The sequence below is a fragment of the Halomonas sp. RT37 genome, assembly GCF_040070525.1.
Taxonomy (GTDB): domain Bacteria; phylum Pseudomonadota; class Gammaproteobacteria; order Pseudomonadales; family Halomonadaceae; genus Halomonas; species Halomonas litopenaei.
The window spans coordinates 1,920,016-1,935,962 of sequence record NZ_CP098827.1; the positions used below are offsets into that span (position 1 = coordinate 1,920,016).

Below are 15,947 nucleotides of genomic sequence, written 5' to 3' on the forward strand. Positions count from 1 at the left end.
GGCGAACATTACGCCGTTTTTTTAGAAAATCGGTTGGGCCATTTGCCTATAGATGGTCAATGTCGTGGGTCAATGAGGACGACGAATGACTAAAGATGTTATGCGGATTTTTCTACCTTGCAACTACTTTGCAGGGGCTTTTGCCTAGTTATTCTTTGGATTTTATTCCCCAGTTATCTGCGGGCTGTATCTCTGATTTTTTAATAGTGGAAATCTGAATATATATCCGATGTTGGCATAATAAAAGTCTCATGTTGGAGTGTTGTTACGCTGGACTTCAAGGTGCCTTGTTTTTGGTTTTGGAGTGGTTGGTATACTGCATGCAGATAGGTTAGAAATTTAATAAAACAATAAAAAACAACAAGATATAGCACCGTGGATGAGGGTTTTTCTACCGTTTATTTCGCATGGTTAGCGCTGTCAAAAAAATCTTGATGTACCTCCGTCGGGTTATAGAATCAGAGAGAGCCATCTCTTTCTGGCTGCCGGTTCGTTTGTTGTCTCAGCGGAAGTTGGGGATTCGTCTGGGCGGACTGTAAAGCGGCGAGAGAGATCTTCGAAGAAAGTCGATGGGTTCTTGTTGGTAGTTGGTGGCAATCACTATCCAAAATAATCGTCAGGGGGCAGGCCATGTTTTCCATGTCATTTGTGAGCCGTGGGCAAAAGTCATTTCAAAAGCGTCTGGCAGATAAGGCGGAATTTCGGACAAAAGATTTCGAGATGCATGATCTGGTGGTCGCACCGCATCCTGGCCAATGGCGGGACGCGGTCGAAGCCGTGCGGATGACCTGGAAGGATGCCGCCGGCGCACAAAGCGTCTTCGAGCGTTTCGAACGGCCCTTTGTGTTTGACCATCTGCCGACGCCGCAACCGGGCAAGCTGGCCATGGTGATCGATGCCCTCGATGGGCAAGGGCAGGCTCTGGGCGGACTTCGTGCCGCCTTCGATGTGCTTATCGAGGACGCCGAGGCTGCCAGTGACGAAGAAGTCGCAGGCCCGAGTGGCCAGGTGGAAGCGGGGCAGGACGGTGAAGGTCTGGAAGCATCGGAACAAGCGTCTGGTGATCAGGGTATCCCGGCAGATGCAGCGCCGGCGTCGGCACCAGGCGCACCTGCTGCGTCCGATAGCACAGCGCCTTTGGCAACCCCAGCATCAAGCTCGGCAGCAACCCCAGCAGCGCTTTCTACCACCCCAGCCGCAGCGCTTTCAGCCACCCCTTCAGCCACCCCCTCAATAGTGGCCGCGGCCGCACCGATCGGCTTTTCGCTGCGTATCCAGGCCGAGGACGATGACGCCAGCGACGGCGCCTCGGCCAGTATTGCCGGCGATACCGGAATCGCCGTGGTCAGTGATCCGGCTAACCCTGACGCCGCCGACGCCGAGGGCAACGCCTACGTGGACTACGGCAACGGCGTGGCCGGTGGCGAGAGCCTGACCTTCACCTTCGAGGCGCCGGAGGCCGGTGAATACGACCTGGTGCTGCGCTACGCCATGGGCGACGGCAACCGTCCACTGCGACTGGACGTCAATGGCGAGCTGTTCGACCGCATGTTCGACCTGCCCGCCACCGGCGATGATTTCACCAACTTCGAGCTGACCCAGCCGGTACGGGTGACCCTGGCCCAGGGCACCAACACCATTACGCTGACCTCCAACGGGGCCAGCGGGCCTAACATCGACTATCTGGAAATCACCGCCCCGGACCCCGATCGCTACGTGGTGCAAGGTGAGGACATGCTGCTGTCGCCCGCCGAGGACGTGAACGACAGCGGCACCAACCGGGTGGCGACGCTCGACAGCATCGCTGACTTCACCAACGGCAACGAGACCTTCCGGGTCGGCGCCGAAGGCGCAGGCTACCTGGACTGGGCGTTCGACAATGCCAATGCCACCGCTGACTTCACCCTGGACGTGGCCACCGCCGGCACCTACACGGTAAGCGTCACCTACGCTACCTCCAGCCCCCGTCCGCTGGACCTGATACTGGTGGACGGCGCGACCACCACCACCCTGGGCACCTTTGCCTTCGCGACAACCACGGCGCCGGACTACTACCCCGACGATGTCGAGTCCGATCTCGACGCTGCCAACCGGCCCAATCAGAGCAGCCAGTGGGAAGGCTGGACCGTCGAGACCCTGGAGGTCGACCTGGCTGCCGGTTCCAATACCCTGCGTCTGGGCGGCGGCTATACCAATGGCCCCAATGTCGACAAGATCGAGCTGGCCCTGGTCAGCGCTGCGGTCACCAATCCAGTGATCGACCCGCTGGTGGTGCAGGCCGAGGACGCCGAGCTCGGCGTCGACAACGGTGCCGCCACCCTGGTGCGCGACGCCGAGAACCCCGAGAGCGGCGGCTTTGTCGGGCTGCGCCCGGACTACTCCGGCACCGGCTATGTGGACTTCGGCAGTGCACCCGGCGACAGCCTGACGTTCACCGTCAACGTGGCCGAGGCGGGTGACTACGACCTGAACTTCCGCTACGCCAGCAACGGGGCGCGCCCGCTGGATCTGTCGATCAACGGGGGAGACGCCTCGACCCAGGCCTTTGCCAGCACCGACCCCAACGCCGGCAATGTCGATCCCGAGGGATTCGATGTCTGGGGTTATCAGACCCTGACGGCGAGCCTGCAGGCCGGCGACAACACCATCACCCTGGCGATCCCGGCTGGCCGCAACAATGGACCCAACGTCGATCGTCTCGAGGTCACCACGGCGGGTACCGGTCCGGTCGGCGATGTCGAGGGCGACGAAGGTGACGACCTGTCGTTCAGCTCCGCTTCCGCCCTGATCAATGCCGACGCCGCTGCCTCGGCGGGTTTCAACGTGACGGGGCTGGATGATGACATCGTCTTCGTCGGCGTCAGCTTCGATGGCGGCGTCAACGTCGAGGAGGTCACCCCGGACGCCAACGGTGACTTCAGCCTCGACCTGTCCGGCCAGGCCGATGGGCCGCTGGCGGCCAGCCTGATCGCGATGGATGCCTTCGGCAACCGTGCGACTCGCGAGCTGTCATTGACGCTGGATACCACCGCCGACGAGGGTGCTGACCTGGCGCTCAGCGGCCCTGTCGATCCGGTAACCGCGGATGACAGCGACGCTGTCACCTTCAACCTGGCGGGGCTGGACACCGACGCCGACGTCGTCGAGGTAAGCTTCGACGGCGGCACCACCCGCACCCCGGTCGGGGTCGATGGCGGCAGCTTCCAGCTGGACCTGTCCGGCCAGGACGCCGGCACCCTGGACGTCACCCTCTACGTCACCGACGCCGCCGGCAACGAAGCCAGCACCAGCACCCAGGTCACCCTGGAAGCCGACGATGCCCCGCTGACGGTGGACTTCTCGGTGGGGGCGATCTCGTCCTACGGCGGCAACCAGGACAACCCGTCCCAGGGCACCGGTGCGGCGGTGGAAGACGCCGGCGCGACGCTCGCCCTGACCGACAACGTGTGGAAGCGGGTGGCCCTGGGCGAAAGCTACCAGATCACCACCGACACTCGCCTGACGCTCGAACTCAGCGCCTCTGACACCCCGGTGTCGGAGATCATCGCGATCGGCTTTGACCTCGACGATAACCCCTTCAACGGTGGCAACAGCGCCTACCAGCTGGCCGGCACCCAGAGCCAGGGCGGTTTTGTCGACCTGCGTGGCCAGGGCGTCGATGACGACGGTGATGGCGTCGTCAGCTTTACCATCGATCTGTCGGCCCACGCTGGCACCACCATCGATTCGCTGGTGTTCGTCAACGACGACGACCTGGGCGCCAAGGGCAGCGCGCGCTTCTCCAACGTGACCCTGAGCGAGGCCACCACCGGCGACGTCAATCAGCCGCCGCAGGTGGTCGGTGGTGGCGTCGCCGACCTTGCCCTCGATGAAGGTTCCACCCTCGAGGTCGACCTGGCCTTCGAAGACCCCGACGGCGACGATCTGAGCTACCGTTTCGAGGTGGCCGACGCCGATGGTGCGCCTGTCGACGCCGCTGGCCTTGCCATCGACGGCAGCGTGCTGAGCGGCAGCCTGGATGGGCTGGAACCCGGTGATTATACCGTTACCTTGTTTGCCGATGACGGACAGATCGAGACCTCCGACAGCTTTGTGCTGACCATCGACAACGTCAACGACGCTCCGGTGGCGGAGCCGGCGGCGCTGGAGCCGTTCTTCGGTGAAGTCGGCGAGGCCTTCGGTCAGGTGGCGATCGCCGACTTCGCGCCGCTGTTCTCCGACCCCGACGGTGACGACCTGACCCTGACGGTCGAAGACTTGCCGGCAGGACTCGAGGTGGTCAATGGCGTGATCCAGGGCACGCCCTCCCAGGGCGGCAATTTCAGTGTGACCCTGCGCGCCACCGATCCCGGCGGTCTGTCCGCGACCCAGGTGCTGGAGTTCCAGATCGAGGGCACCGATATCGGTGACGTCGTGACCATCGAGGCCGAGGCCTTTACCGACCTGGACGCCGACAACGTCATCGCCACCGGCAACGCCAGCGCCTCGGGCAATGAGCTGATCCGCGTGACCAGCAACGCGCCCGCCACCGTGGGCACCGAGCTTGCGGCCGCAGGCGTCGAGCCGGGCTGGTATCGCGTTACCCTGTACGTCTTCGACGAGACCGACGGTGAGGGTGAACTGACCCTGTCCATCGACGGCAATGCCCTCGAGGCGCGCAATCTGTCGAGCGACAGCCTGACCTCCGACGTCGTATTGAGCGACGATTTCGGCACCCTGGTGGGTAGTGGTGGCCGGGGCAACGCCGGTCAGAGCGGCAACCGCAAGGAGATCGTGTTCGAGACCCCGGTGGAGATTACCGCCGATTCGCTGCTGTCGCTGGAGCTTAGAGGCGAGGGCGGCGAGCTGATGCGCATCGACTCGCTGGACTTCCTGCGCATCGAGGAGCCGGTCAACAACGCCCCGACGATTGACGGCCTCGACGACAGCGTCAGTGTCGATGAAAACACCAGTGCCGTGGCGACCCTGACACTGGACGACCTGGACGGTGACGCCCTGACGGTGACCCTCGAGGGCGCCGATGCCGCGCTGTTCAGCTTCGACGCCAATACCGGCGTACTGAGCTTCGTCAATGCCCCGGACGCCGAGCTTGCCGCCGACGCCAACGAAGACGGCGTCTATGAGCTGACGGTCATCGTCAGCGACGGCGAAGACAGCGTGTCCCAGGCCACTCTGGTCACGGTCAACGACGTCAACGAGAGTCTCTCGATCGGTGCAACCGCACTTGCCATCGACGAGAACCTGACCGAGATCGGGTCCATCTCGGTGCTCGATGAGGACGGTCAGCCGGCCACCCTGACGGCGCCGGTGTTCGCCATCACCGGTGGTGTCGACGCGCCGCTGTTCACCATCGACCCTGATACCGGAGCGCTGGCCTTCACCTCGGCGCGCGACTTCGAGCTGGCGGCGGACGCCAACGAAGACAACGTCTATGAGGTCGAGGTCAGCGTCAGCGACGGCGATCTTTCCACCACCGAGCTGGTGTCGGTCACCGTCAACGACGTCGACGAGGCGCCTTTCTCGCCCTTGAGCCTTCAGGCCGAGGACGGTGTGGTCGAGAGCTTCGATACCGACCCCAACAACACCGACACCCAGGTTCGCGACCCGGACAACCCCGAGGCGAACCAGCCCACCGGACTGCGTCCGGGCTTCAGTGGCACCGGCTATCTGGACTTCGGTGACACCCCGGGAGACAACGTCAGCTGGCAGATCGACGTGGCCCAGGCCGGCCAGTACGACATCAGCGTGCGCTACGCCACCAATACCGATCGTCCGCTGGATCTGGTGATCAACGGCGGTGATCCGCTCGCCCTGGCCATGGTCAGCACCGATCCGGACGGCACCGGCCCCGAGGAAGGCTTCGACCACTGGCAGTTCGAGACCGTCACCGTGACCCTGGAGGCGGGCAGCAACACCATCGCCCTGGCGATCCCGGCAGGTGCCAATACCGGTCCCAACATCGATCGCATCGAGGTGACCGAAGGCGGCAGCGGCCCGATTGCGGAGGACGTCAGCGCCGACGAGGACGGCGATCTCGCCATCGTCGCCGACGACGATACCCTCGACGCCAGCCAGCTGGCGGCGGCGGTGTTCAATGTCTCGGGCGTCGATGACGACGTCACCACCGTCGAGGTGTCCTTCGACGGTGGCGCGACCCGCACCGAGGTGACGCCGGATGCCTCGGGCAACATTACCCTGGACCTGAGCGGTCAGCTCGACGACCAGAGCGGTGATCTCACCGTCTCGCTGTTTGTCACCGACGCCGCCGGCAACGAGGCCAGCGCCACCGAAGTGGTCAGCTTCGAGGACGACGACGTGGTGGTGGCGCCGATCACCCTGCAGGGAGAGGACGCCGACATCGTCGATGTGGGCGGTACCGCCCAGGGCGAGGTCACCCGGCCGGTCGACGCGGACAATCCCGACGATTTCGGCAATCATCGTCCCGGCGCGGTGGGTGATGCCTACCTGGACTTCGGCTCCAACCCCGGCGACCAGATCACCTTCAACGTCAACGCGGTGGAGGCCGGCAGCTACACCGCCACCGTGCGTTATGCCAACGGGGGTAATGCCCCGCGGCCGCTGGATCTGACCGTCAACGGCGATGATCAGGGTCAGCTCGGCTTCCCCAACGCCACCGGCGCGGACGCCTGGAACGAGTGGCAGACCCTGGAAGTCGAGGTGGATCTCGTCGAGGGCGCCAACACCTTCACCCTGACCATGCCCGCGGGTGCCACCGGCGGTCCCAACATCGACCAGGTGGTGTTCGACTTCAACGAGGCCGACGTCGGTACCCCGGCGTTCAACTTCGCCATCGAGGGTGAGGCGCTGACCATCGTCGATGCCGACGGCGACACCCAGGTGCGCGACGCCGACAATCCGGAAACCAACACCGCAGCCGGCCCCGACGGTCTGTGGGACGGCTTCTCCGGCAGCGGTTATCTGGACATGGGCGCCGACGCCGGTGACGCCGCCGAGTTTCAGGTGAGCGTCGATGAGGCCGGTACCTACACCCTGGAGGTGCGTTATACCAATGCCGGCACCAACGGCGCCGACCGTCCCATGGATATCCTGGTCGACGGCCAGAGCCAGGGCAGTCTGGCCTTTGCCTCCACCGGTACCGACGCGGCCGGCTGGGAGAACTGGACCACCACCACCATCGAGGTGGAGCTCGAGGCTGGCGACAACACCATTCGCCTGGCCAATATCGGCAACGCTGGCCCCAACATCGACAGCCTGACGGTGAGTCGTGACGGGGTGGCACCGGATCGTCCGGTGGAGCCGGGCGACCGCTTCTCGGTCAAGATCAACTTCCAGCCCGAAGGCACTGCGGTACCGGATGGCTACATCGCCGACAACGGCAAGGCCTTTGGCACTCAGTCGGTCACCGTGGACGGCCAGACCTACCAGTACGGCTGGGTCACCGAGGAGTCGATCTACGATGGCGATCCCGGCACCGAGCCGCTGGACATCAGTTCGCTGACCAGCGTGGCGGTCAATGATCGCACCGATGACATCGCCGGCCTCGACCCGCGTCAGGGAACCTACGCCCACTTCGACCAGCCGGGACCCAGCTATGTGCGTGCCGGCTGGGAGATCGAGCTGGAAGACGGCTTCTACGAGGTCACCATCTCCATCGGTGATACTAGTGGGCCCTACGACAGCAACAACGTGCTCAATGCCGAGGGCGAGCTGTTCAACGACCCCTTCACCCCGTTCCGCCCGGATGACTTCCCGGCCGACACCAACCCGTCCAACGACACCGACGGCGTGCGCTCTGACCTGGTCACCCGCATCGTCCAGGTCACCGACGGTCGTCTGACTCTGGATTCGATGGGTCTCAACAACGAGAACACCGAGATCCAGTACATCGAGATTCAGGCCCTGCCGGACCTGACCCCTGGGGACGATCGCGACGCCGCCGAAGACTACGCCTTCTTCACCGACGCCCGGGCGATCGCCGGGGTCGGCCAGAACGAGGTGGAGGTAGATCTCGACCCGGATGACGGTGCCATTCCCACCGGGGTCGATCCGACCTCCGACATCTTTGTCGGCATCTCGGTGGTGGACGGACGTGGTGGAGCCCTGCTCGAAAGCCTCGGCGACGGCTCGATTCGGTTGTTCGAGACCGTCACCGGTCAGGAAGTCAGCTTCAACGCCAACACCACCGGCGGCTTCGATTCGCTGACCATCTCGCCGAGCCAGACCCTCAAGCCATTTACCAGCTACACCCTGGTGATCGACGGCTTCCAGGACCGTGGCCCCAACGACGATGCGAGCGCGCCGACCCGCGAGTTCCAGAAGTACACCAACACCTTCGTCACCGGCGCCGAGCCGGAGGTGGTCGCGCGCGACGTGGCCTTCAACGACGTGGTGGAACTCAACGGCGCCGCCGACGGTGCCTTCGGCTTCACCTCGCTGGAGATGAGCCCGGATGGCGCCTACATGTACATCGCCACCATCAGCGGTGAACTGTTGCGCTACGACGTCGACCCGATCGACGGTTCGCTGTCCAATCGCCAGGATCTGAGTCTGCCCAACGACTATTTCGACCAGCCGGGACAGAGTCAGCAGCGCGGCATCATCGGTCTGGTGGTGGACCCCACCGATCCCAATGTGCTGTGGATCACCGACAACTATCCGATCCCGCTGACCGGACGTGACAACGGTGTGCCGGACTTCAGCGGACGGATCACCAAGATCACCCTGGACGATGGACCCGGCTTCTCCGGTACCGCCGAGGCCTATATCACCGGCTTGCCGCGCTCCAACGGCGACCACGTGACCAACAGCCTCGAGTTCCGCGAGAACCCGGACTACGACCCGGACACCAACCCGGACGTGCCGAGCCATCTGCTGTATCTGATCCAGGGCTCGAATACCGCCATGGGCGAGCCGGACAGCGCCTGGGGCAACCGTCCCGAGCGTCTTCTGAACGCCGCGGTGCTGGAAATCGATCCAACCCGTGACGTGTCCAACGGGCCCTTCGACGTCAGTACCGAACCGCTGCCCGACGATGGCCTGAACCGGCGCTTCGATGACCCCGACGGTCATCCCAAGGATGATCCCATCCCCATGGGCAACGGCGAGTTCCTGGTGTTCGACGATCGCGGCGTAGCCACGGTCCAGGACGCCAGCGGCAACGTGCTGGAGACCTACTACGATCCCTACGCCCCCGACGCGGTGTTGACGATCTTCGCCACCGGGGCGCGTAACGCCTACGACCTGGTGTGGCACTCCAACGGCTTCCTCTACGTGCCGACCAACGGCTCGGCGGCCGGTGGCAACGTGCCGGACGATCCCTCCACGCCGGAGAACGAGCGCTACACCAATGTCGAGAAGCAGGATGACTACCTGTTCCGTATCGAAGAGGGCGGCTACTACGGCCACCCGAACCCGCTGCGTGACGAGTACATCCTCAACGGCGGCAATCCCACCGGTGCCAACGACCCCAACCAGGTCGACAAGTACCCGACGGGCACCATTCCCGAGGGCACCTACGACATCGCCGGGGTCTATTCGCTGGGCGAGAACCGCTCACCCAACGGCGCGGTGGAATACACCAGCGGTGTGTTCGGCGGCAACCTCCAGGGCAACGTGCTGTTCACCGAGTACTCCGGCGGTGACGACGTGCGCTCCATTACCCTGGACGCCAACGGCAACGTCATCGGTGACGATGTGCTGCGTGATCCCGACGGCAACGTCATCACCTACGTCGACCCGCTGGACATCATCGAGAACCCGGCTACCGGCCAGCTCTACCTGCTGACCCTCAACCGCGGCAACGGCCAGAGCCAGATCATTCGCCTCGACCCGGCCCCGGGTGGCACCACCGGTCCCGTCGATCCGGATCCCGATCCCGATCCCGTCGATGATCTGGTCATGGTGCTGGCCATCCAGGCCGAGGACATGACCCCGGATGACGGCACCTCGGTGGTCGTGGCCTCCGGTGCTGGCGCCGAGATCGAGATCCGCGACATCAACAATCCCGAGCCGAACCAGGCAGATCTGCCCAACGGCCTGCGCCCCGGCGCCTTCGGGGTCGATGGCAATGACGTCGACGATGACGGTGTGCCCGGCGGTTACGCCGACTTCGGTAGCACCAATGAGGACTTCATCACCTTCAGCTTCGAGCTGGACCCCGACCAGGCCGGCGACTCGGTGCTCAGGGTGCGCTACGCCAACGGCGGCAATGCCGATCGTCCTCTGGAGGTATTCGTCAACAACGTCTCGGTGGGCGTCGTATCCTTCCCGCCGCCCCAGGACCCGGCACTTGATGACGCAGACTCGCGCTGGGCCGAGTGGCTGACGGTGGATATCGATGCCGATCTGGCCGCCGGTCTCAACACGGTGCGCTTCCAGGCCACCGATAACACCGGACCCAACATCGACCAGCTGGCGATCCTTCAGGAAGAAGGGGATGCAACGCCCGGCTTCACCCTCTACGAGGCCGAGGACGCCGCGCTCGGCGGGGCGGTAGTAGTCCCCGAGAGCCAGGACGACCGTAACGCCTCCGGTGACGGCTTCGTCGACTTTGCCGGTGCCGGGGACCAGACCATCACCTGGACGGTGAACGTGGACGAGGCGGGCAGCTACGAGATCGGCTTCCGCTACGCGCTGGCCGCGAGCAAGGCCGACCGTCCGCTGGGTCTGACCATCAACGGCAATGACCTGGGCCAGCTCAATTTCGTCGGCCAGAGCAACGACGACGAGACCGACTGGTTCTTCCAGGACGTGCTGGTCAACCTGGAAGCCGGCAGCAACACCATCGTGCTGACCGCACCGAATGCAGTGGGCCCCAATATCGACCTGCTGCGGGTGCCGGACGACAGTGGTGACATCTTCATCCCGGTCTACGCCGATGTCTCCGATGGTGGCCGCATCGAGCTCGAGGATGGCAACAGTGCGCGTACCGTCAATGAGCTGACCGCCGACTTCTACTTCACGGTGGACAGCGACGGTCTCTATCGTCTGGACCTGGCGGCCAACGCCGGTGCCGATGACGGTGGCTCGCTGGCGCTGACCCTCAATGGGCAGACCATCGATAGCCTGGCCTATCCCGGGGTGGGTGACGCCGGCGAGCAGGGCATCTACGTCGAGCTTCAGGCCGGCGTCGAGTACAACCTGCGCGCGGTATCCAGCGCCGATGGTGCCGATGACCTCGACTACCTCGACGTGTCGCCGCTGACCGGTAACGACAACGCCGATATCGAGGTGCAGAGCGGCGATGCTGCCTACTTCGCCAACCGCCTGCACTTCAGCTACCTGGAGAACAACAGCGCCTCGAACGACGATCGCGAGTTCAAGGACAGCGCCACGGTGACGATCTCCAATAGCGGCAGCGAGCCGCTGGAGATCCTCGAATCCGATATCGACGGGCCCTTCGTGCTGGCCGATCCGGGCGCGTTCGACGGCCTGACCCTCGCTGCCGGTGAGTCGCTCACGGTCACGGTGCTGTTCGACCGGGACGCCTATACGGCGCCGACCACCGACGCCGGGGATGGCGTGTTCGAGGGTCGCATTCGACTGGTGACCAATGACCAGGACTCGCCGGTGGCCGAGATCCACATGGCCGGCTTCTGGCAGGCTCGTGACGAGGGTGGCTGGGAACCCAACGTCAACGAGGTCTGGGAGGTGTTCGGCTTCGGCAACCAGATCGATGGTCTGGCGACCACCGGTGGCGGCCAGAACTCGGTGCTCAACGACTTCGACCTGTATCGGCCGGTCAACGACGACGAGGTGCTGTCGCGCTACTGGTCGCTGGCCGACGGCGTAAGCGAGGCCAAGATCACCCAGATCGCCGCCTACCACGGTGGTGGCGGGGCGACGCTGGGTATCCATGCGCCGGGCAACAAGAACCAGGACATCATCTTTACCAACCACCAGGGAGACAACAACCAGACGCTGTTGCCGCTGGTCAACAACGGTGACTTTGCCACCGCGACGTTCAGCCGGGATACCATCCCCGATGGCTGGGCCGGCGAAGAGGTCTTCGGCATCGAGATGGCCGGCCTTTCCACCGATCCGTCGCTCAACCCCCAGGGTGGAGGCACGCCGCCGGCGGACGCCGACGGTATCGAGCGGGGCTACACGGTGCGCATGTTCCGGGCGCTGGACGCCGACGGCAACGTGATCCCCAATACCTACCTGGGGATCATGGACTACACCGGCATCAACTACGACTACAACGACAACATGTTCGTGATCGAAGGGGTCAAGCCGGTGTCCGGTGGCTCGCTGACCGTGACCAACAACGACGGCGTGCCTTCCGACGAGCGGCTGGTGATGTCGCGCATCGAGAACCCGGTCAATGATGCCCAGGAGGTCCACGACGAGGTCACCATCACCCTGTCGAACGACGGCTTCGATGCCCTGACCATCGACGACGTCGAGGTCAGCGATACCTCGCTGTTCGAGCTGACCGAGGCGTTCAGTGCGGTGACCCTGGCGCCGGGCGAGTCGGTGGAGGTGACGGTGCGCTTTATCGCCGATGACCCCAACGACGGTTCGCTCTACGAGGCCAGCCTGATCATCAGCTCAAGCGACGCCGACGAGGCCGAGAAGGTGATCGAACTGGCCGGCATCAGCCAGAACCAGTCCGAGAGCGGCCAGGAGCCGACGGTGCAGGAGATCGTCAACGCCTTCGGCTACTCCACCGACGTGGCCCAGGGACAGATGAACCAGGGCGGCCTGGTGGAGGCCAACGGCGACGAGGTTCTGGCGCCGTACTTCCAGCGCGCCGACGGGGCCTCGCCGATCACCATCACCCAGCTGGCGGCCTACCATGGCCAGGGTGACATCGCCCGGCTGTTCATCCACGACGTCGACAGCCGCGACATCGACGAGATCATCGCCCATGACGAGGCCGACGGTCAGACCCTGTTGCCGCGTACCCTGAATGACGGCGACAACCTGGCGGTGGCGACCCTGGATCGTGACGATCCCTTCGGCTTCTATGCCGAGATCTCCGATCGTCCGGGATACATCTCCTGGTCCGATCCCGATGCCAACCTCTACGAGGACACCATCGATGCCATCGGTATCCCGGGGGCCAACCTCAACTGGGACGAGAACGACGGTCACCTGATCCGGGTGTACGTGGCCAAGGACGCCGACGGCAACGTGATCCCGAACACCTATATCGTCATCCAGGACTACGCGGGGGTGAACTACGACTACAACGACAATATCTTCCTTGTCGAGAACGTCACCACCTATGATCCGACCGGCGCCGAGGACGCCGACGGCAATGGCCGCGTGGACCTCTACGACGACGATGATGGCGACGGTACCCCGAACTTCCTCGACGATCCGACGCCGGTGGAGCAGACCGCCTTCAATGACGACCAGAGCGCCTGGGCCGTCGGAGCAGACGGCCTGACCCTGGAGGCGAGGTTCTTCGACAACGGGGGGCAGGGAGTGGCCTACAACGACACCACCGACGCGCACCAGGGCGATGGCTTCCGCTCCGACGAGGCGGTGGACATCTCCAACGGTAGCCTGGCCATCGGCTATGTGGCCGACGGCGAGTGGCTGGAGTACACCCTGAACGTGGAGACGGCAGGCACCTATACGCTGAACTTCTCCACCTCGGCGGTCTCAGGTGGCAAGTCGATCACCGCGGCCTTCGAGCAGGATGGCAACTTCTACACCGATGCCCAGACGCAGGCCTTGCCCAACACCGGCAGCTTCACCAGCTTCACCGAGGTGGGTCCCCTGACCTTCGATCTGGAAGAGGGTGAGCAGGTGCTCAGGCTGACGTTCAACGGCGGTCAGCTCGATCTGGCATCGTTCAGCCTGGATCTGGTGGAGCCGGTGGACGACGGTCAGGACCCGTTCAACGACACCCAGACCCCGTGGCTGGTGGACGCCGACGGTCTGACCCTGGAGGCGCGGTTGTTCGATAGCGGCGGTCAGGGGGTGTCGTACAACGACTCCACCGCGGCGCATCAGGGCAACGGCTTCCGCTCGGACGAGGCGGTGGACATCTCCACGCCGTCACTGGCCATCGGCTACATCACCGAAGGCGAGTGGGTCGAGTACACCATCAACGTGGCCGAGGACGGGCTCTATGATCTTGGTTTCCTGACCTCGATGGACACCAATTTCCCCGGGCCGCGCACCATCACCGCAAGCTTTGCCAAGGGCGGCGACAGCCCCTACGTGAGTGCCTCGCCGGTGGCGGTGAACGACACCGGTAGCTGGAGCAACTTCGTGCCGACCGAGACCACCCAGGTGGCGCTGGAGGCGGGCGAACAGGTGGTACGCCTGACCTTCAACGGCGGCTCCATGGATCTGGCGAGCTTTACCCTGGCGCCGGTGGGAGCGGTGGACGATGGCCAGCAGGCATTCACCGACGATGGCCAGCCCTGGCAGGTGGGCAGCGAGTTCAGCCTCGATGCGGTGAACTATGACGAGGGCGGACAGGACGTCGCCTACAACGACACCAGCGAGGCGCAGCTCGGCAGCAACGTGCGCGGCGAGGGGGTGGATCTGTCCAACGGCGGCAGCGCCATCGGCTGGATCGAGGATGGCGAATGGGTGGAGTACACCCTGAACATCGAGCAGGCGGGGACCTACGACATGGCCTTCCTGGCCTCGCTGGGTACCACCGGCGGTGGGCAGCGCTCGATTACCGCCAGCTTCACCAAGGACGACGGCACGCCCTACGCCACCGCCACGCCGGTGGGGGTCGAGCCCACCGGTGGCTGGACCAACTATGTCGAGACCGAAAGCACCCAGGTGACGCTGGAGGCCGGCGAGCAGGTGCTGCGCCTGACCTTCAACGGCGGGTCCATGGACCTTGAGGGCTTCTCGCTGTCACGGGATGGCCAGCAGGCGTTCAACGCCGGTGGTACCCCCTGGCTGGTGGACGCCGACGATGGCCTTGCGCTGGATGCGGTGCAGTTCGACGAGGGCGAGCAGGGCGAGGCCTTCAACGAGCTGAGTGCGGCGCAGTTCGGCAGCGACTTCCGCGATACCCCGGTGGATATCGTCGGCCAGGGTGAGGCCGTGGGCTGGATCGAGGATGGTGAGTGGCTCGAGTACACCATCAACGTCGAGCAGGCCGGTAGCCACACCCTGTCCTTCGTCACTTCTGGCCCCAATGGCGGACGCAGTATCACCGCCTCGGTGGAGCAGAACGGCAGTGTCTACGAGCAGGGCAGCGTCGACACGCCGGTGACCAGCGACTGGGGCGTGTTCGTCGATACGGCGTCGATGACCCTGGATCTGGAGGCAGGCGTGCAGGTGCTGCGACTGACCTTCAACGGCGGTTCCCAGGACATCGCGTCCTTCGAACTGACCCGTGATCCGGACGCGGCGGCGGCCAACGCGGCCAGCGCCAGTCTGCTGCTGGCGGACGATCCGCTCGCCAGCCAGGCCGACGATGGTATCGACAGTCAGCCGATGAGCGACGATGTCGGGGTCCAGGGCGTTCAGCAGGACGACGCCGGCTTCTGAGGCTGAGGCTTGGAGAACAAGCCAAGGCTGAACAGAAAAACGAGGGAGGAAGCCATGTCAGGCCCCGGCAACGGGGTCTGACGACAAGAAAAATGGAGGAGGGAGGATGGCCGGGGGGCCACCCTCTGCTCCAGAAAGATGCAGCAGAGTCGCTGTCATGGAGTCCCGTGCCGGCAGGGAGCTGGCCCTGCGCGGACCGTCCCCCCCCTGAACCTTGGTCCGCGCAGTTCTTTTTCTTGCCATCATCGAGCCGAGTGGTCCAACTCGGTCCTCGTCATTTTGTTCTGCTTGATCCCAGTACTTGATCCTACTGCTTGATCCCTCTGGGGGGGGCCTTCCTGGAACTGGCAGTCTGCGCGTGCGCATGGCGCCATCGAACCAGCGGTTTGGTGATTGCTCTTTCGTCATTCCTCACGCATGGCCCTAGTGAGCATATCGCCATTGAATCAGTGGTTTGGTGATTGCTCTTTCGTCATTCCTCACGCATG

At 64.2% G+C, this 15,947-nt stretch carries 1 protein-coding gene; it reads left to right on the plus strand.

The window, feature by feature from the left end:
* The first annotated feature begins 720 nt into the window (after positions 1-720).
* The gene (locus tag NFG58_RS08380; protein ID WP_348827944.1) at positions 721-15,459 is read left to right on the plus strand and encodes a carbohydrate-binding protein; all 14,739 of its coding nucleotides are present in this window, start codon (positions 721-723) and stop codon (positions 15,457-15,459) included.
* Positions 15,460-15,947: the final 488 nt, after the last annotated feature.